17 protein-coding genes are annotated in these 17,658 nt (G+C 74.3%); 8 read left to right on the top strand and 9 right to left on the bottom strand.

All coding sequences use genetic code 11. The annotated features are described in order from the left end of the window. Window positions 1-168: 168 nt before the first annotated feature. Window positions 169-2,196, bottom strand: coding sequence for a tetratricopeptide repeat protein (locus tag ACFV4N_RS15185; RefSeq protein ID WP_499673121.1), 2,028 nt, complete (start codon window positions 2,194-2,196; stop codon window positions 169-171). 134 nt (window positions 2,197-2,330) lie between these two features. On the opposite strand from ACFV4N_RS15185, the gene ACFV4N_RS15190 reads away from it, so the two are divergent. Continuing rightward, window positions 2,331-2,765 carry a hypothetical protein gene (locus tag ACFV4N_RS15190; protein ID WP_499673122.1) on the top strand — a complete coding sequence of 145 codons (435 nt, stop codon included), beginning with the start codon at window positions 2,331-2,333 and terminating at the stop codon, window positions 2,763-2,765. Here ACFV4N_RS15190 and ACFV4N_RS15195 read toward each other — a convergent pair. Beyond that, on the bottom strand, window positions 2,762-4,411 hold the full coding sequence (locus ACFV4N_RS15195; RefSeq protein WP_499673123.1) for a PucR family transcriptional regulator: 1,650 nt from the start codon (window positions 4,409-4,411) through the stop codon (window positions 2,762-2,764). The two genes, ACFV4N_RS15190 and ACFV4N_RS15195, sit on opposite strands and share 4 nt — an antisense overlap. A gap of 104 nt (window positions 4,412-4,515) precedes the next feature. On the opposite strand from ACFV4N_RS15195, the gene ACFV4N_RS15200 reads away from it, so the two are divergent. Together ACFV4N_RS15200 and ACFV4N_RS15205 are read left to right on the top strand one after the other, a co-directional pair. Further along, window positions 4,516-5,790: an aspartate aminotransferase family protein gene (locus ACFV4N_RS15200; protein WP_499673124.1), complete on the top strand. Its 1,275-nt coding sequence runs from the start codon at window positions 4,516-4,518 to the stop codon at window positions 5,788-5,790. Beyond that, complete coding sequence (locus ACFV4N_RS15205) at window positions 5,787-7,286, top strand: CoA-acylating methylmalonate-semialdehyde dehydrogenase (protein ID WP_499673125.1); 1,500 nt, start codon at window positions 5,787-5,789, stop codon at window positions 7,284-7,286. The genes ACFV4N_RS15200 and ACFV4N_RS15205 overlap by 4 nt, the downstream gene beginning before the upstream one ends. Window positions 7,287-7,334: 48 nt before the next feature. Here the strand turns inward: ACFV4N_RS15205 and ACFV4N_RS15210 are convergent, their stop codons facing one another. Continuing rightward, the gene (locus ACFV4N_RS15210) at window positions 7,335-9,395 is read right to left on the bottom strand and encodes an elongation factor G-like protein EF-G2 (protein ID WP_499673126.1); all 2,061 of its coding nucleotides are present in this window, start codon (window positions 9,393-9,395) and stop codon (window positions 7,335-7,337) included. A gap of 258 nt (window positions 9,396-9,653) precedes the next feature. On the opposite strand from ACFV4N_RS15210, the gene pdxS reads away from it, so the two are divergent. Then, window positions 9,654-10,562 carry a pyridoxal 5'-phosphate synthase lyase subunit PdxS gene (gene pdxS / locus ACFV4N_RS15215; protein ID WP_499673127.1) on the top strand — a complete coding sequence of 303 codons (909 nt, stop codon included), beginning with the start codon at window positions 9,654-9,656 and terminating at the stop codon, window positions 10,560-10,562. A gap of 55 nt (window positions 10,563-10,617) precedes the next feature. Here the strand turns inward: pdxS and ACFV4N_RS15220 are convergent, their stop codons facing one another. Both ACFV4N_RS15220 and ACFV4N_RS15225 read right to left on the bottom strand, forming a co-directional pair. Continuing rightward, entirely contained in the window at window positions 10,618-10,905 is a 288-nt protein-coding gene (locus ACFV4N_RS15220) for a FitA-like ribbon-helix-helix domain-containing protein (RefSeq protein ID WP_499673128.1), read from the bottom strand. A 114-nt stretch (window positions 10,906-11,019) separates the two neighbouring features. Beyond that, on the bottom strand, window positions 11,020-11,577 hold the full coding sequence (locus tag ACFV4N_RS15225; protein ID WP_499673129.1) for a helix-turn-helix domain-containing protein: 558 nt from the start codon (window positions 11,575-11,577) through the stop codon (window positions 11,020-11,022). Window positions 11,578-11,633: 56 nt separating this feature from the next. Here ACFV4N_RS15225 and ACFV4N_RS15230 point away from each other — a divergent pair, with 56 nt between their 5' ends. The 3 genes from ACFV4N_RS15230 (at window position 11,634) to ACFV4N_RS15240 (ending at window position 13,078) form a co-directional block, all read left to right on the top strand. Then, entirely contained in the window at window positions 11,634-12,314 is a 681-nt protein-coding gene (locus ACFV4N_RS15230; RefSeq protein WP_499673130.1) for an AzlC family ABC transporter permease, read from the top strand. After that, window positions 12,311-12,619 (top strand): AzlD domain-containing protein, encoded by a 309-nt coding sequence (locus ACFV4N_RS15235; RefSeq protein WP_499673131.1) that lies wholly within the window; start codon window positions 12,311-12,313, stop codon window positions 12,617-12,619. The genes ACFV4N_RS15230 and ACFV4N_RS15235 overlap by 4 nt, the downstream gene beginning before the upstream one ends. 129 nt (window positions 12,620-12,748) lie before the next feature. Beyond that, the gene (locus tag ACFV4N_RS15240; protein WP_499673132.1) at window positions 12,749-13,078 is read left to right on the top strand and encodes a TetR-like C-terminal domain-containing protein; all 330 of its coding nucleotides are present in this window, start codon (window positions 12,749-12,751) and stop codon (window positions 13,076-13,078) included. On the opposite strand, the gene ACFV4N_RS15245 is transcribed toward ACFV4N_RS15240, so the two are convergent. After that, on the bottom strand, window positions 13,075-14,007 hold the full coding sequence (locus ACFV4N_RS15245) for an SDR family NAD(P)-dependent oxidoreductase (RefSeq protein ID WP_499673133.1): 933 nt from the start codon (window positions 14,005-14,007) through the stop codon (window positions 13,075-13,077). The two genes, ACFV4N_RS15240 and ACFV4N_RS15245, sit on opposite strands and share 4 nt — an antisense overlap. A gap of 101 nt (window positions 14,008-14,108) precedes the next feature. Between ACFV4N_RS15245 and ACFV4N_RS15250 the strand changes: the two genes are divergently transcribed. Beyond that, window positions 14,109-14,774 carry a TetR/AcrR family transcriptional regulator gene (locus ACFV4N_RS15250; RefSeq protein WP_499673134.1) on the top strand — a complete coding sequence of 222 codons (666 nt, stop codon included), beginning with the start codon at window positions 14,109-14,111 and terminating at the stop codon, window positions 14,772-14,774. Between the two features lie 78 nt (window positions 14,775-14,852). Here ACFV4N_RS15250 and ACFV4N_RS15255 read toward each other — a convergent pair whose 3' ends face one another. The 3 genes from ACFV4N_RS15255 to ACFV4N_RS15265 form a co-directional block, all read right to left on the bottom strand. Further along, the gene (locus tag ACFV4N_RS15255; protein ID WP_499673135.1) at window positions 14,853-15,245 is read right to left on the bottom strand and encodes a DUF6292 family protein; all 393 of its coding nucleotides are present in this window, start codon (window positions 15,243-15,245) and stop codon (window positions 14,853-14,855) included. 9 nt (window positions 15,246-15,254) lie between these two features. Next, entirely contained in the window at window positions 15,255-17,114 is a 1,860-nt protein-coding gene (locus ACFV4N_RS15260; RefSeq protein WP_499673157.1) for an acyl-CoA dehydrogenase family protein, read from the bottom strand. Window positions 17,115-17,184: 70 nt separating this feature from the next. Next, complete coding sequence (locus ACFV4N_RS15265) at window positions 17,185-17,643, bottom strand: Lrp/AsnC family transcriptional regulator (RefSeq protein ID WP_499673136.1); 459 nt, start codon at window positions 17,641-17,643, stop codon at window positions 17,185-17,187. Between the last annotated feature and the right edge of the window lie 15 nt (window positions 17,644-17,658).

The following is a 17,658-nucleotide window of genomic DNA, read 5'->3' on the forward strand; positions in this document are numbered from 1 at the left end:
CCTACAGCGGGTCCGGCAGCTACACCCTGGGGGTCACGAACCCCTAGTCCCGGGGGAGGCCGTCGCGGGGTGACTCTCCCCACCTCGCGACGGCCCGCGAACCGCCTGAGGGGGCGGGTAGCCCCGCGGTCGTCCCGGTCGGCGGACGGGACGACCGCGGGGCGTTCTTCACGTGCGCCACCGCTCCGCCTCGGGGTGGCCGATGAGGGTGAACAGCTGGTGCGCCCGCCGCCACGCCCGCCGGGCCTTCTCCTCCTCGCCCAGCCCGGCCCACGCCTCGCCGACGCGGGTGAGGGTGTGGGCGTGCGACCAGCGGTGGTTGAACTCGCGGTAGACCGCCACGGCCTCCTCGAAGTGCGCCAACGCCCCGGCGAAGTCGCCCGCGCGCAGGAGCGCCCGGCCCAGGCACTCGACGGCCTCGCACCGGCTGAACCGGTCACCCGACCCGGCCAGCAGCTCCAGCGCCCGGTCGAGGTGGGTGCGCGCCTCCTCCAGCTCGCCCAGGGCGACGAGCACGCGGCTGAGCTGGATCAGCGCGTTCGTCCGCCGGAGCAGCCCGTCGCGGGCGCTGAACCCCACCGAGGCGCGGGCGTGGGCGTGCGCCTCGGCCAGCGAACCGCGCCGCTCGTGGGCGAGGCTGATCGCCTCGTGCGTGTGCGCCAGGCCCGAGGGGATGGCCAACGCGCGTTCCAGCACCTCCACCGCCTCGTCGTGACGGCCGCTCAGCGTGAACACCCGCCCGAGCACCCGCAGGGCGAGCACCTCGACCTCGGGGCGGTCGGCGGCGGCCAGGGCCTTCCGCTGGGTCGCCTCCCAGTCCGACCACCGCCCGCTGTGGCCCAGGTAGGTCGACGCGCTCCAGGCCAGCCGCCACACGTGGCCGGCGAAACCCTCCCGGTCGGCCAGGTCCAGGGCGGCGAGCAGGTTCGCGCGCTCGGCGGTGAACCAGGACCACGCCGAGGTGAGGTCCGGCAGCGGCGCCACGACGACGCCGGGCGCCGGCGGGTCGAGGGGGATCGGGGCGCGGTAGGGGTAGAGCCGCAGCTCCCCGGCGAAACCGGTGTGCAGGTAGTGGTCGAGCAGCCGCCGCACGGCCGCGCGCACGGCCTCGGCCGGCTCCTCCTCGGCGGCGCGCCCGGCGGCGTACTCCCGCAGCAGGTCGTGGGAGCGGTACCGGCCGCGGGAGTGCTCCTCCAGCAGCGACGCCCTGATCAGCTCGCGCAGCAGCCGCCGGGTGGTCGGCGCGGGCAGGCCGACGAGGCTCGCCGCGGCGGCGAGCCCGGTGTCCGGACCGGGGTGCAGGCCGAGCAGCCGGAACAGCCTGGCCGCCTCCGGGGACAACACGCGGTAGGACCAGTGGAAGACCGCGCCCAGGTCGGTGCCCGCACCGTCCCCCGTGGACAGTTCCGCCAGCTCGGTGACCATCTCGTCCACGCGGAGGTGCGGTTCGTCCACCGCCCGGGTGCCCGCGACGGCCAGGGCGATCGGCAGCCGCGCGCAGCGCTCGACCAGCTCGTCCACCGCCCGCCGCTGGGCGCGGACCCGCCGCTCGCCCAGGTAGTTCGACAGCAGCGCGCGGGACTCCTCGGCCGACAGGGGTTCGAGGACGAGCCGCCTCGCCTGCTCGCGCGCCACCAGGCCGCTCAGCTGGTCGCGGCTGGTGACCACGACCGCGCAGGTCGGGCTGCCGGGCAGCAGCGGGCGGACCTGCTCGCAGTCGCGGGCGTTGTCCAGCAGCACCAGCACCCGCCTGCCCTCGACGTGGCTGCGGTAGAGCGCGGCCTGCGCCGCGAGGTCGGTCGGGACCTGTTCGGCCGGGATGGCGAAGGCGTCGAGGAAGCCCCGGACCGCGGCGGCCGGCTCGACCGGGCCGAGCGGGTCGAAGCCGCGCAGGTCCACGTACAGCTGGCCGTCGGGGAAGAGGTGGGCCACCGACCGCGCCCACCGGACGGCCAGGGTGGTCTTGCCGACGCCGGCCGTGCCGGTGACGGCGACGACCGGGGTCGCCCCGACCCCGTCGAGCGAGGCGGTCAGGAAGTCCAGCGCGTCCGCGCGGCCCACGAAGCGCGGCACGGCGGGCGGCAGCTGGCCGATCGGGCGTGCCGTTGGGCCGTGGAGGTGGACCCCGCCGTGGATGTCGCGCGCCTGGACGACGGGCCCGTGCACCCGGCCCACCTCGTTGCGGAAGTGGTCCACGAAGCCATTCTGCCCCCATCGGGTGACACCAACACGGAGCGTCAGTCACCTGATCGTGCAGCTCCAGCCAGGTTTGCCAACGACCGATGCAGAAGAGGTCAAGTCGAAAGGTCCCCGACCAGGTTAGGAAAACAGTGTCTGGAAACCGCACGCGCGGACTCCTGCGTGCCGCCGCCCTGCTCGCCATCGGCACCTCGCCGCTGCTCACGTCCGCCGCGAACGCCGCCGAAGCCCCCACCGACGTGCTCGACGGCACGGTCGGCCACTCGCCCGAGGTGGGGCAGCAGGTCGTCAAGCCCGCCACCGACCTGCTCTCCGGGCAGCCGGTGCAGTTGCCGGCGCCCGTGCCGGCCGCGGTGCCGCCGGTCAAGGCGCCCCACGTGGCCGCGCCCGCCGGGGTCGACCTGCCGTCCGTGCCGCAGGTGGGCGAGCCCGCCGACCTGACCGGCGGCCTCACCGGCGGCCTGCTGCCGCCCGCCGCCCGCGCGCTGACGCCGGCCGAGTCGGCGCCGGGCATCGAGCTGCCCGCCCTGCCGGAGCTGCCGATCGAGGCGCCGCAGCTCCCCTAGCCGGCCGACGCGGGCGGGCGGGGCAGCTGAGGGTCCCGCCCGCCCAGCTCCCGCACCAGCAGGGCCACGTGGAGCGACAGCACCGACTCCGGGTCCTCCAACGACACCCCGAGGACCTGCTCGATCCGGTTCAACTGCTGGTAGTACGCGGTGCGGGAGAGGTGCGCGGCAGCGGCGGCGGCCGACTTGTTGCCACCGTGCTCGCAGAAGCACCGCAGCAGCTCCACCAACCGGCTGCCCTGGTGGTCGTCCCGCGCGAGCAGCGGCCCCAGCTCCCGGTCCGCGAAGGCCCGCACCCGCTCGTCCTCCCGCAGCAGGTGCAGCAGCCCGCGCAGGCGCACGTCGTCCAGCCGGTGGTACAGCCGCCCGCCGGGCGACCGCAGCGCCGCCCCGGCGACGTGCGCCGCCTCGCCCAGCGAGCGGCGCACGTCCGCCAACCCCGTCACCGTCGTCCCCACGGCCACCACCACCGGCACCGCGTGCTGCGTCGCCGCCGCGGTCCGGTGCACCTCCCGCGCCAGCCGCCCCAGCACGCCGTCCAGCCCGGCCTGCGGCGGCAGCGAGAGCAGCGCCCGCACGCTGGTGTCGTCCACCACCCCGACCAGCGCGGGCACCGTCACCCGCCGGGCCGCCAGCGCCGTCGCCTCGGCGAGGTCCCGCAGCACCTCCTGGGTGGCCAGCGCCTGCGCGGGCGGCGTCGCCGTGCCCGGCCGGATCGCCACGCCGACCAGGTGCCGCCGCTCCAGCGGCACCCCCAGCGCGGCGGCCCGCGTCGGCAGGTCGTGCGGCGGCTGCCCGAGCAGCTGGGTCAGCAGGGTCCGGTGGGTCTGCCGCTCCAGCGACTCGCGGTCGCGCGCCACCAAGCGGTGCACCGCCAGCGCCGACGCCGCCCGCTCGGCCACCACGACGTGCCGGTGCGGCGGCGCCTCGGGCGTGACCAGCACCAGCCGACCCCAGTCCGCGCCCCGCGCGCCGACCACGGTCACCAGCCAGCCGGACTCCTCGTGGTAGGCGGTCCGCTCGGCCGGCGCGACCGCCCGCGACCGCTCCGCCCAGTCCGCGAGCAGCGCGGACGGGTCCTGCCCGGCGGCGTCGTAGGCCAGCACGTCGTGCGCCAGCGTCTCCAGCACCACGGGCAGCCCGGACGTCCGCGCCACCTCCCGCAGCACCTCGGCGGGCTCGGCGCCGGCCACGGTCAGCGCGGTGAACGCCTCGTGCACCTGCTCGGCCGCCCGCAGCTCGGCCAGCTGGGCGTCCACGATCAGCGCCACCACGGCCTCGGTCACCGACACGAACCGGGTCTCCCGGGCCAGCGTGACCAGCGGCAGGCCGTGCCGCTCGGCGGCGGCGACCAGGGCGCCCGGCACGTCGTCGCGCCACCGCCGCACCAGCTCGACCACCAGCCCGGCCGCGCCCACCGCCGCCAGGTCGGCCACGTACCCGGCCAGCCCCTCGGCGTCCCCGGGCAGCGCGATGCCGGTGGTCAGCACCAGCTCGCCGCCGCGCAGCAGCTGCGCGATGTCGGCCACCTCGGCCGCGTGCACCCAGCGCACCCGCCGCCCCAGCCCGGCCGCGCCCGCCACCACCGCCGGCCCGCCGCGGCGGACCACGGGCAGGGCGAGCGCTTCGGCGACCGTCGGGTACATGGACACAACGTAATGCGGGAGGGCCGAAAGCGGCGCAGGTTGTCCATGGCGGGCCTCGCGGGCGCGCAGCAGACTCCAGGGCAGGACTACGACCGGAGGACGCGATGGGACACGAGGAGCTGCTCGCCCGGCACCGCGCGGTGATGCCCGACTGGATGGCCCTCTACTACGACCGGCCGATCGAGATCGCGAGCGCGAGCGGTCGCCGCGTCACCGACGGCGAGGGCCGCACCTACCTCGACTTCTTCGCCGGCATCCTGACCAACGCGATCGGCTACGACATCGCCGAGATCTCCGACGCGATCCGGTCCCAGCTGGGCACCGGCGTGGTGCACAGCTCCACGCTCTACCTGATCCGCTCGCAGGTCGAGCTGGCCGAGCGGATCGCCGGCCTGTCGGGCATCCCGGACGCCAAGGTGTTCTTCACCAACTCCGGCACCGAGGCCAACGAGACCGCGCTCATGCTGGCCACCCGGTACCGCCGCAGCGACCAGGTCCTCGCGCTGCGCAACTCCTACCACGGCCGCGCGTTCGCCACCGTCGCCATCACCGGCAACCGGGCCTGGTCGGCGTCCTCGCTCAGCCCGGTCAAGGTCGCCTGGGTGCAGGGCGGCTACCGGTACCGCAGCCCGTTCCGGGACCTCCCCGACGCCGACTACGTCAAGGCGTGCGTGGCCGACCTGCGCGAGGTCATCGCGACCGCGACCGCCGGCGAGGTGGCCTGCCTGATCGTGGAGCCGATCCAGGGCGTCGGCGGGTTCTCCTCGCCGCCGGACGGCCTGTTCGGCGCGTTCAAGGAGGTGCTGGACGAGCACGGCATCCTGCTGGTCTCCGACGAGGTGCAGACCGGCTGGGGCCGCACCGGCGAGCACTTCTGGGGCATCGGCGCGCACGGCGTCACCCCGGACGCGATGACGTTCGCCAAGGGCCTGGGCAACGGCCTGGCGATCGGCGGCGTGGTCGCGCGCGGCGAGGTCATGGACTGCCTGACCGCGAACTCGCTGTCCACCTTCGGCGGCAACCCGCTCGCCACCACCGGCGCCCTGGCCACCCTGGACTACCTGCTGGACCACGACCTCCAGGCCAACGCGGCCAAGCTCGGCGACCGGCTGATCGGCGGGCTGCGGCGCGTCGCCGAGGACCGGCCGGCAGTGGGCGACGTGCGCGGCAAGGGCCTGATGGTCGGCGTCGAGCTGGTCGGACCGCAGGGCGAGCCGGACGCGGCGAAGGCCGTCGCGGTGCTGGAGGGCGCCCGGGAACGCGGCCTGCTGGTCGGCAAGGGCGGCCTGTACGGCAACGTCATCCGGCTCGCGCCCCCGATGACGGTGACCGAGGACGAGGTCGAAGAGGCGCTGGACACCCTGGAGGCCGTGCTGTGAGCACCGGGAGGATCTCCCACTGGATCGGCGGCAAGCCGTGGGACCGCGACAGCGCGCGGTCCGGCGACGTGCACGACCCGGCGACCGGGCGGGTGACCGCGCGCGTCGACCTCGCCGACGCCGCCACCGTGGACGAGGCGGTGGCGGCGGCCCGCGAGGCGTTCCCGCGGTGGCGCGACGCGTCGCTGGCGCAGCGGACGACGGTGCTGTTCGCCTTCCGCGAGCTGCTCAACGCGCGCAAGGACGAGCTGGCCGCGATCGTCACCGCCGAGCACGGCAAGGTGCTGTCCGACGCGGCCGGCGAGGTGCAGCGCGCGTTGGAGGCCGCGGAGTTCGCGTGCGGCATACCCCACCTGCTCAAGGGCGGGTTCAGCGAGAACGCCTCCACCGGCGTGGACGTGTACTCGCTGCGCCAGCCGCTGGGCGTGGTCGGGGTGATCTCGCCGTTCAACTTCCCGGCCATGGTGCCGCTGTGGTTCGTGCCCAACGCGATCGCGTGCGGCAACGCGGTGGTGCTGAAGCCGTCGGAGAAGGACCCGTCGGCGGCGAACCTCATCGCGGCGCTGTTCGCCGAGGCGGGCCTGCCCGACGGCGTGCTCAACGTCGTGCACGGCGACAAGCCGGCCGTGGACCGGCTGCTGGAGCACCCGGACGTGAAGGCGATCTCCTTCGTCGGGTCCACGCCCGTGGCGCGGTACGTCTACGAGACCGGCACGCGGCACGGCAAGCGCGTGCAGGCGCTGGGCGGGGCCAAGAACCACATGGTGGTGCTGCCCGACGCGGACCTGGACCTGGCGGCGGACGCGGCGGTGTCGGCCGGGTTCGGCTCGGCGGGGGAGCGGTGCATGGCGATCTCGGTCGTCGTCGCCGTGGACCCGGTGGGGGACGAGCTGGTCGCGAAGGTCGCGGAGCGCATCCGGGGGCTGCGCGTCGGCGACGGCCGTCGGCCGGGCTGCGACATGGGGCCGCTGGTGACGGCCGCGCACCGGGACCGCGTGCTGTCCTACGTGGACGCCGGGCTGGCCGAGGGCGCCGCGCTGGCGGTGGACGGCCGGTCGCACCCGGTCGACGGCGAGGCGGACGGGTTCTGGCTCGGGCCGACCCTGTTCGACCACGTGCGGCCCGACATGTCGGTCTACCGGGACGAGATCTTCGGCCCGGTGCTGTCGGTGCTGCGGGTGCCGTCCTACGACGAGGCGCTGGACGTGGTCAACGCCAACCCCTACGGCAACGGCACCGCGGTGTTCACCAACGACGGCGGCGCGGCGCGGCGGTTCCAGCACGAGGTCGAGGTCGGCATGGTGGGCGTGAACGTGCCCATCCCGGTGCCGGTGGCCTACTACTCGTTCGGCGGGTGGAAGGACTCGCTGTTCGGCGACTCGCACGCCTACGGCCCCGACGGGGTGCACTTCTTCACCCGCACCAAGGTGGTGACCGGCCGCTGGCCCGACCCGTCGCACGGCGGCGTGAACCTCGGCTTCCCGCGCAACGCGTGAGGGCGCGGCGCGGGCGGGCCGGCGAAGGACCCGCCCGCGCGGTCGCGCTCACCTGGCCTGCGCGGCCAGGTTCTGCGGCAGCGGGTCGTACCGGCTGAACCGGCGCGTGTAGGTGCCCGTGCCGGAGGTGAGCGAGCGCAGCTCGACGGCGTAGCGCAGCAGCTCCGTGGCCGGCACCTCCGCGCGGACGACCGCGTAGCCGCCCGACGCGGCCTCCGTGCCCAGCACCCGGCCCCGGCGCCCGGACAGGTCGCCCAGCACGGCGCCCAGGTGCTCGTCGGGCAGCCGCACGGTCACCTCGTCCACAGGTTCGAGCAGGCAGGTCCGGCCGTTGCCCGCGGCGTCCTTGAGGGCCAGCGAGCCCGCGGTCTGGAACGCGGCGTCGGAGGAGTCGACCGAGTGCGCCTTGCCGTCGACGAGCGTCACCCGCACGTCGACCACCGGGTACCCGCCCTGGAGACCGCGCTCCAGCTGCGCCCGCACGCCCTTCTCCACGCTCGGGATGAACTGGTTGGGCACCGCGCCGCCCACGATCCGGTCCACGAACTCGAAGCCCGCGCCGCGCGGCAGCGGTTCCACCTCGATGTCGCACACCGCGTACTGGCCGTGCCCGCCGGACTGCTTCACGTGCCGCCCGTGGCCCTTGGCCGCCGAGGCGAACGTCTCGCGCAGCGCCACCTTCACCGGCTCGGTGTCGACCTCCGCGCCGCCCGCGCGCAGCCGCGCCAGCACCACGTCGGCGTGCGCCTCGCCCATGCACCACAGCACGAGCTGGTGGGTCTCGGCGTTGCGCTCCAGCCGGAGCGTCGGGTCGCCCGCGACGAGCTTGCCGAGGTTGCGCGCCAGGTTGTCCTCGTCGCTGCGGCTGCGCGGCACGATCGCGACCGGCAGCAGCGGTTCCGGCATCTCCCACGGCGCCACCAGCAGCGGCTTCTCCGGCGCGGACACGGTGTCGCCGGTCTCCGCCGAACCGAGCTTGGTCAGCGCGCACAGGTCGCCGGCCACGCAGTACGGCACCTCGCGCAGGTTCGCGCCCAGCGGCGAGTAGACGTGGGCCACCCGCTCGTCGGCGTCGTGGTCCTCGTGGCCCCGGTCGGCCAGGCCGTGACCGGACACGTGCACCGGGCGCTCGGGGCGCAGCGTGCCGGAGAAGACGCGCACCAGCGACACCCGGCCCACGTACGAGTCGACGGCGGTGCGCACCACCTCGGCCACCAGCGGGCCGTTCGGGTCGGCCTCGATGCGGGGGTGCGGGATGCCGTCCACGCCGGTGACGGCGGGCAGCGGGTGCTCCAGGGGCGAGGGGAAGGCGCGGACGATGCCGTCGAGCAGCTCGGGCAGGCCGAGGCCGGTCATCGAGCACACCGGCACCACCGGGTGGAACGAGCCGCGCGCCACGGCGGTCTCCAGGTCCGCGATCAGCGTGGCCTGGTCGACCTCCTCGCCGGAGAGGTAGCGGTCCATCAGGGTCTCGTCCTCGCTCTCGGCGATGACGCCCTCGATGAGCGCGTTGCGCTGCTCCTCGTACGCGGGGTCGTCGGTGATGAGCAGGTTGACCAGGCCGCCGTCGTCGTCCGGCAGGTAGAGCGGGACCACGCCCGCGCCGAACGCGGCCTGGCAGGCGGCGATCTCGGACACCACGTCCGCCCGCTGGTGGTCGCACCGGGCGATCACCACCGCGCGCGGCATGGACACGGCCGCGCACTCCTCCCACAGGGCGACCGTGGAGGGGTCCACGCCCTCCGCGGCGCTGACCACGAACAGCGCGGCGTCGGCGGCGCGCAGGCCGGCGCGCAGCTCGCCCACGAAGTCGGCGTAACCGGGCGTGTCGATGAGGTTGATCTTGATGTTGCCGTGCCGGACCGGGGCCACCGCGAGGCCGACCGACCGCTGCTGGCGGACCGCCGCCGGGTCGTGGTCGCAGATCGTGTTGCCCTCGGTGACCGAGCCCGCCCTGGTCAGGACGCCGGTGCTGGCGAGCAGGGCCTCGGTGAGCGTCGTCTTGCCGGAGCCGGACGGACCGACCAGCACGACGTTGCGGACCTTGGCCGGGTCGTCCACAGCGACCGCGCCTGCCGAGTGGCCGTTGTCGGAGTGCTTCGAACCCATGGGACCACCCTCCACAAGTGTTTAGTGTTCGATCTCACACCCAGGGGCCGCGCGGGACAACCCCAAACGGTCACACCCAACCCGGCAGGAGGAATCCGGTCGGTTGGCCTTGCCGGCACGTGGCGTACGCCACCACCTGCGCGGGAAGAGGAAGTGGACTGCCGAGAACGGGTCGAATTGGACTGCTTCGGCGGTCCACGTGCGCCTTACGATGGGTGACATCCACTCGGAGGCACTCGTTAACACGAAAGGTTGGCCGTGACCACTTCACCCGACGCCGGCACGCAGGTCACCGGCACTTCCCGCGTCAAGCGGGGCATGGCGGAGATGCTCAAGGGCGGCGTGATCATGGACGTGGTCACCCCGGAGCAGGCCAAGATCGCCGAGGACGCGGGCGCCGTGGCCGTCATGGCGCTGGAGCGGGTGCCCGCCGACATCCGCGCGCAGGGCGGCGTGTCCCGGATGAGCGACCCGGACATGATCGACGGCATCATCAGCGCGGTGTCCATCCCGGTGATGGCCAAGGCCCGGATCGGCCACTTCGTCGAGGCCCAGGTGCTCCAGGCGCTGGGCGTGGACTACGTCGACGAGTCCGAGGTGCTCACCCCGGCCGACTACGCCAACCACATCGACAAGTGGCAGTTCACCGTGCCCTTCGTGTGCGGCGCGACGAACCTGGGCGAGGCGCTGCGGCGGATCACCGAGGGCGCGGCGATGATCCGGTCCAAGGGCGAGGCCGGCACCGGTGACGTGTCCAACGCGACCACGCACATGCGCAAGATCCGCGCCGAGATCCGGCGGCTCCAGAACCTGCCCGCCGACGAGCTGTACGTCGCGGCGAAGGAGCTGCAGGCGCCGTACGAGCTGGTCCGCGAGGTCGCCGAGGCGGGCAAGCTGCCGGTCGTGCTGTTCACCGCGGGCGGCATCGCCACCCCGGCCGACGCGGCGATGATGATGCAGCTGGGCGCCGAGGGCGTGTTCGTCGGGTCGGGCATCTTCAAGTCCGGGAACCCGGCGCAGCGGGCCGAGGCGATCGTGAAGGCGACCACCTTCTACGACGACCCGGACGTGATCGCGAAGGTGTCGCGCGGGCTGGGCGAGGCGATGGTCGGCATCAACGTCGACGACATCCCGCAGCCGCACCGGTTGGCCGAGCGGGGCTGGTAAAGGGCTTCCGCCAGCGGCCCGTCGGGGGTTCCGGCGGGCCACTGGCCGATCCCGATCAGGGTCGGGCTGTCCACGACGATGTCCGGCTTCGCCGCTCGTCCTCCTCGCGAACCTCGCGAATGGCCTGCTGGATCGTTTCGTGGTCGAGGCCCCAGGGGCTCTGGGTCGAGGTCTCCACCCATTCCCGCATCGTCGGCCTGTTCGCCCTGTCGATGAGGACGTCGCGCAGGTAGGCGTTCAGCGACATGCCGCGAGCGGTCGCCCGCGCCTGGAGCACGCCGATCACCTCGGCGGGCACTTCGCGGACGTGGACCTGTCTCGTCTCGGCCTCGTGCTCGCTCATGCCGCCGAGCGCAGGTGGCGCCGTTGCGGTGTGCATGCAAGATCCATCGGTCGCCGCCCCGTCCGGCTGAACCGCTCGAACAGGTGTGCTGAACGCCGACCGGGACCGCTGGTCCTACACGTGCTCCGAGACCAGCACCACGGACGTCCCGGGCTCCAGCGCCTGCGCCGTGTGCGGCAGGTCCCCCGGGTACATCAGGTAGTCGCCCGGCCCCAGCTCCACCGGCTCGTCCCGCAGCCCCGCGAGCACCCGCCCGGTGCTGACGACCACGTGCTCCACGGTCCCCGCCATGTGCGGCTCCGACTCGCGCGCCGCGCCCGGTTCCAGGTTCAGCACGTAGAGGTCCCGGCGCGCCCCCGGCGGGCAGGAGGACAGCAGGGTGGCCGTGTAGTGCGCCTTCTCCGAGTAGATGGCGGGACCCTCGCCCGCGCGGACCACCCGGACCCTCGGCGCGGGCGGCTCCACCAGCCGGGAGAACGGCACGCCCAGCGCGACGCCCAGGGCCCACAGCGTCTCCACGCTCGGGTTGCCGCTCGCGGACTCCAGCTGCGACAGCGTCGACTTCGCGATGCCCGCCCGCTTGGCGAGTTCGCTGAGGGACAGGCCCACTCGCTCGCGCTCCCGCCGCAGGGAGGCGGCGATGACGTCCAGCGGCGCGCCTGTGTTCGACATAACGGTCCCTTCGTTCGGCTTGACGAACGGCCTCCTGATGTTCATCGTAGAAGACCGTGCGTTCGACATGGCGAACCCTTGATCCCGCGCTGCTGCGCGACGTCTCCGCGGTGGCGGCCGGCGCCGCGGTCAGCGGCGCCTCCTTCGGTGCGATCTCCACCGCCGCGGGCCTGCCGTGGTGGGTCCCGGTGGTGATGTCGCTGCTGGTGTTCGCGGGCGGCTCCCAGTTCATGGCCGTCGGCGTGGTGGCGGCGGGCGGCGGGCCCGTGGCGGCCGTGCTGGCCGGGCTCGTGCTCAACGCCCGCCACCTGCCGTTCGGGCTCGCGATCGGGCACGTGTTCGGCGACCGGCTCCTGCACAAGCTCGTGGGCAGCCACCTGCTGATCGACGAGTCGACCGCGTTCGCCCTGGCGAACCGGGACGACCCGGAGAAGGCCCGCGCCGCGTTCTGGGCCTGCGGCATCACGCTCTTCGGCGCCTGGAACGCGGCCGTGCTCGCGGGCGCGTTCGTCGGGCAGGCCGTCGGCGACCCGGAGGCCTTCGGGCTCGACGCGGCGTTCCCCGCGGCCCTGGTCGCGCTGCTGCTGCCGGCCCTCAAGGACCGCGTGACGCGGAACGCGGCGCTGCTCGGCGCGGTCGTCGCGCTGGCCGCCACCCCGGTGCTGCCCGCGGGCGTGCCGGTGCTGCTCGCCCTGGTCGGCCTGGTGGCCGCGGCGCGCCGGGAGGTGCGGGCGTGAACCTGACCGCCATCCTGGTGCTGGCCGCGGGCACCTACGCCTTCCGCGTCGCCGGACCGCTGCTGCGCGACCGCCTCCGGCTGTCCGACCGGGTCCGGGAACTCATGTCGACCGCGGCGACCGTGATGCTGTTCGCCCTGGTCGCGACCTCCACGCTCACCAAGGGGCAGGGGTTCGCGGGACTCGCCCTGCCCGCCGGCGTGCTGGTGGGCGCGGTCGCCGCGTGGCGCCGGGCGCCGTTCGTGGTGGTCGTCGTGCTGGCCGCCGCGACCACGGCGCTGCTGCGGCTCGCCGGCGTGGAGTAGGGCCGGGCGCGGGCCCGGCCCCACCTCAGCCCACCGCTCGCGCCACCAGGTCGGCGATCCTCTCCTCCACCTCGGGCGTCACCTCGGTCAGCGCGAAGGGCGTCGCCCACATCGGCCGGGGCCTCGGCCGTGACGACGGCGTGGACCCGCTCGGCCCCCGCGCTCGCCGGCCCGCCGATCGGGCCGGTCTGCCGCGCGGTGATCGCCGAGGCGCAGGCGGACGAAACCCCGCGGGCCACGCTGCACGACCGCTTCCTGCGCACCGTCGAGCGGCGCACCCTCGACCGGATCACCCGTGCCCAGGAGGCCGGGCAGCTCGTGCCGGGCGTGGACCTGACGTTCCCGGCGGAGGTGCTGTGCGGCACGCTGTACTACCGCCACCTGCTCTCGACCCGGGTCGTCGACGAGCGGACCGTCGACGGCCTGCTCGACATGTTCATGGCCGCGTACGGCCGTTAGCGGCCGTTCCCGAGGGTGGGGGCGGCGGCCGCCCGGCCGACCGGGAACCGCACGCCGGTCAGGTCTTCCGAGACGGCCCAGAGGCGTTGCTGCACGGCCGAGTCGTAGGAGTCGGGGCTGGAGGCGACCGGCCTCGGGTGGCCGCGCCGCCCGGTCAGGCCGTCGGGCCCGTAGTACTGCCCGCCGAGGACGGACGGGTCGGTGGCGGCCCGCAGGGTGGGCAGCGCGCCCGCCGTCGCGGGCTGGGCGATCACCGGGGCGAGCCAGGTGATCAACCGGCGGGCGACCGGCGGGGTGTTGCGGGCCAGGTCGGTGTTGGAGACACCGGGGTGCGCGGCCACCGCGGCGGTGGTGCCGTGCGGGGCTAGCCGGCGCTGCAACTCGTAGGTGAACATCAGATTCGCGAGCTTCGACTGGCCGTACGCGGCGACCCGGCTGTAGGAGCGCTCCCACTGCAGGTCGTCGAAGTGGATGGCGGCGCGGATGCGGTGACCGGTGCTGCTGACCGTGACCACCCGGGAGCCGGGCACGGGCAGCATCAGGTCGAGCAGCAGCCCGGTGAGCGCGAAGTGGCCCAGGTGGTTGGTGCCGAACTGCAGCTCGAAGCCGTCGCGGGTGGTCTGCTTCGGGGTGTGCATCACGCCCGCGTTGTTGATCAGCAGGTCGATCCGCGGGTGGGTGGCGCGCAGGCCGGCCGCGGCGGCGCGCACCGATTCCAGCGAGGTCAGGTCCAGTTCCCGCACGGAGACGTCGCCGTTGATCCGGGCGGCGGCCACCTTGCCCTTCTCCGCGTCCCGGACGGCCAGCACGACCGCCGCCCCGCGCTCGGCGAGCCGCCGGGCGGTCTCGAAGCCCAGCCCGGTGTTGGCGCCGGTGATCACGGCCACCCGGCCGTCCTGGCGCGGGATCTGCTGCTCGGTCCACTTCATCACGGGCTCCTAATGTACCGCCGGTAACTTATGGCCGGAACGTTAATGTACCGCCGGTACGCTGTCAATGTACCGACGGTACCCAAGTTAGGGTCGACGTCATGACGTTTCAGCGGGCGCGCACCGAAGAGCAGCGCGAAGTCCGGCGCCGGGCGATCCTGGAGACCACCTCGTCGATGCTCGACGAGATGTCGGTGGCCGAGGTGACCCTGAACGAGCTGAGCCGGCGGGTCGGCCTGGCCAAGACGGCGGTGCTGCGCTATTTCGAGTCCCGCGAGGCGGTGCTGCTCGACCTGATGGACGACCGGACGGCGACCTGGCTGGCCGAACTGGAGCAGGAGCTGGCCCGCGCCGTCGACCCGGACCTGCCCGCGGTGGAGCGGGCCGAACAGGTGGCCGACGCGCTCAGCGGGTCGCTCGCCGCCCAGCGGGTGCTCTGCGACCTCTACGGCGCGCAGGGCGGGGTGCTGGAGCACAACGTCTCGGTCGAGGTGGTCCGCCGGCACAAGCGGGCCTCGCTGCGGAACCTCGCGGTGATGGCCGGCCTCGTCCGGCGGTGCCTGCCCGAGGTCGGCGACCAGGCCGAGCAGTTCTGCCTGACCGCCCTGCTGGTGGCCGGCGCGCTGTCCGCCTACACCCCGCCGCCGCCGAGCCTGCTCGCCGTCTACGAGTCCGAGCCGGAGCTGGCGGTCCACCGCATCGACCTGCGGGCGGCCCTGCGGCTCGCGATCGCCACGTCGCTCGTGGGCGTGCTGCCGCGCTCCTGAGCCCGAGGCGCGGCGGCCGGACGCGGCCGGGCGCGCCGGTCACGCGCCACCGCCGGCAGCCGGTCCGCCGCGAACCGGTTAGTCGTCCCCGATGTAGTCGCGCAGCCGCTGCGCCAGCAGGTGCCGGTCGTCGGCCACGGTCAGCTCCGGCCGCCCCGGCGCGCCCGCACGCACGTCCGCCACGAACCGGGCCACCACGCCGGGCTCGGGCACCAGGGGCGGTCCCAGGTGCGCCACCGTCACCGGCTGCTCACCGGGGTCGGTCTCCACGGCCACCGACCAGCCGTGCTCGCTGCTCCACACCAGCATCAGGTCCCGGCCCCGCCCCTCGGCCAGCGCGAGGTAGGCCGTGGCCGTGTCGGAGACCTCGAACTCGGTGCCCTCCGGCGGTACGCCGACCTCCTCGGCCACGGCCCGCACGTACCCGGCCAGGCCGAGGGCCAGCACGCCCGCTTCGTCCTCGGTCCACATGCGCACCCCTCACGTCGTGATCGGCGCGGCGAGCCAGGTCTCGGGGATGCCGAAGGCGTCCACCAGCGTCCGCGCGTGCGGCCTCAGCTGACCGCACAGCTCGTTCACCGCCTGGGTCACCGCCTTGGACCGCTGCGGCGTCAGCCTGCCGTGCTCCAGGAACCACGCCCGGTCGGCCTCGACGACGCTCAGCGCGTACAGGTCGCACACCTTCCCCAGCAGCTCCGCCACCGCCGGGTCCGAGGCGCGCCCCAGCGCGGCCACGAACGCCTCCAGCACCACCCGGTCCACGTGTGCGCGCGCCGCGTGCAGCACGTGGTCCTGCGCCGCGTTGAACACCTCGAACGCGTCGTCCGCCGACGCCCGCCGCAGCCGCCGCGCCAGGCCCTCCAGCACGTGCCGCTCGCGGTCCTCGAACACCCGCACCTGCCAGCCCCGGTCCAGCAGCGCGTCCGAGCTGCCCGACACGAGCCGGTCGATGATCGCCCGCGCGGCCGTCCGCTCGATCACCACGTTCACCGCCTGGTCGGCCACGAACCGGACCATGCCCCACGGGTCCAGGTCGCCGACGTGGTCGCGGTAGCTGGTCAGCAGCCCCTTCGCGACGAGCTGGAGCAGCACCGTGTTGTCGCCCTCGAACGTGGTGAACACGTCCGTGTCGGCCTTGAGCGCCGGCAGCAGGTTCTCCGCCAGGTACCCGGCGCCGCCGCACGCCTCCCGGCACTCCTGGATGGTGCGGGTGGCGTGCCAGGTGGCCACCGCCTTCAGCCCGGCGGCGCGCGACTCCAGCTCCCGCCGGCCCCGGTCGTCGGTCACGTCGTGCAGCGCCGACACCAGCTCCTCCTGCGCGAAGTGCAGCGCGTAGGTGCGCGCCAGCGCGGGCAGCAGCCGCCGCTGGTGGGCCAGGTAGTCGAGCACCACGACCTCCTCGCCGGAGCCGGGCCGGGTGAACTGGCGCCGCCGCTCGCCGTACCGGATCGCGAGGGCCAGGGCCTTCTTCGTCGCGCTGCCCGCGCCGCCCGCCACGCTGATCCGGCCGCGCACCAGCGTGCCCAGCATGGTGAAGAACCGGCGGCCCCGGCCCTCGACCGGGCTGGAGTACGCGCCGTCCTCGGCCACGTCGCCGTACCGGTTGAGCAGCGCCGAGCGCGGCACCCGCACGTGGTCGAAGGTCAACCGCCCGTTGTCCACGCCGTTCAGGCCCGCCTTGGGCCCGCAGTCCTCGATGGTCACGCCGGGCGCGGGGCGGCCCTCCTCGTCGCGGATCGGCACCACCAGGGCGTGCACGCCGTGCTCCTCGCCGCCGGTGACGAGCTGCGCGAACACCACGGCCAGCCGACCGTCGCGGGCCGCGTTGCCGATGTAGTCCTTGCGCGCCATCTCGTCGGGCGTGTGCACGACGAACTCCCGGGCCTCCGGGTCGTAGGTGGCGGTGGTGCGCAGGTTCTGCACGTCCGACCCGTGCCCGGTCTCGGTCATGGCGAAGCAGCCGGGCAGCTCCATGTCCATGATCCCGGGCAGGTACCGCCGGTGGTGCTCCTCGGTGCCCAGGGCCTGCACCGCGCCGCCGAACAGGCCCCACTGCACGCCCGCCTTGACCATCAGCGACAGGTCGCCGAACCCGAGCACCTCGAAGGCCACCACCGAGCCGCCCACGTCGTCGTGCCCGCCGTGCTCGGCCGGGAACCCGATCAGCGGGTGGCCGCCCGCCGCCAGCACGCGCATCTGCTCCAGCACCCACGCGCGGTGCTCCTCGCGGGGCAGGTCGCGCACCGGCTCCACCTTGCCCAGCAGGTCCAGCGAGTCGCGGCGCAACGCCGCCCACCTGCCGTCGAGCAGTTCCCGCAACGCCTCGGTCAGCTCGGCCACCACGAACCCCCGTTCCACGGTCTGGGCAGCAGGGGTACCCGCCGGTAGCCCCCGCGACGAGTGGAGTGTGTCACCCGGTCGGGGGGATCGTGTGCTTGCGGACGTGCTGGAACAGCAGGTTCGTCTGCACCTCGCTGACCTCGCGCCGCGTGGTGAACCGGTCCAGCACCAGCCGCTGGAGGTGGGCCGTGTCGGCGACCGCGACGTGCACCAGGAAGTCCTCCGGGCCCGCCACGTGCGACAGCGCCAGCACCTCGGGCAGCGACAGCGCGTACTCCATGAACGGCTCCACGATCGCCCTGGTGTGCGGCCGGACGCGGATCGCGATGACCGCCTGCACCGGCCGCCCGACCGCAGCCAGGTCCACCTCGGCGTGGTAGCCGGTGATCACGCCGCGTTCGCGCAGCGACCGGTGCCGCACGACGCACGTGGAGGGCGCCACGCTCACGCGCTCCGCCAGGTCCTTGTTGGGCAGCCGAGCGTCCTTCTGGAGCTCCCGCACGATCGCCGCGTCCACCGAATCCAGCACAACGAACTCCCTCGT

Source organism: Actinosynnema sp. NPDC059797 (genome assembly GCF_042732085.1).
Lineage (GTDB): Bacteria > Actinomycetota > Actinomycetes > Mycobacteriales > Pseudonocardiaceae > Actinosynnema.

Excerpts from the sequence above, each read along its gene's own strand:
- ACFV4N_RS15195 (WP_499673123.1), bottom strand. The coding sequence starts at position 4,411 with ATGTACCCGACGGTCGCCGAAGCGCTCGCCCTGCCCGTGGTCCGCCGC.
- ACFV4N_RS15200 (WP_499673124.1), top strand. The coding sequence starts at position 4,516 with ATGGGACACGAGGAGCTGCTCGCCCGGCACCGCGCGGTGATGCCCGAC.
- ACFV4N_RS15210 (WP_499673126.1), bottom strand. The coding sequence starts at position 9,395 with ATGGGTTCGAAGCACTCCGACAACGGCCACTCGGCAGGCGCGGTCGCT.
- ACFV4N_RS15220 (WP_499673128.1), bottom strand. The coding sequence starts at position 10,905 with ATGAGCGAGCACGAGGCCGAGACGAGACAGGTCCACGTCCGCGAAGTG.
- ACFV4N_RS15225 (WP_499673129.1), bottom strand. The coding sequence starts at position 11,577 with ATGTCGAACACAGGCGCGCCGCTGGACGTCATCGCCGCCTCCCTGCGG.
- ACFV4N_RS15245 (WP_499673133.1), bottom strand. The coding sequence starts at position 14,007 with ATGAAGTGGACCGAGCAGCAGATCCCGCGCCAGGACGGCCGGGTGGCC.
- ACFV4N_RS15250 (WP_499673134.1), top strand. The coding sequence starts at position 14,109 with ATGACGTTTCAGCGGGCGCGCACCGAAGAGCAGCGCGAAGTCCGGCGC.
- ACFV4N_RS15255 (WP_499673135.1), bottom strand. The coding sequence starts at position 15,245 with ATGTGGACCGAGGACGAAGCGGGCGTGCTGGCCCTCGGCCTGGCCGGG.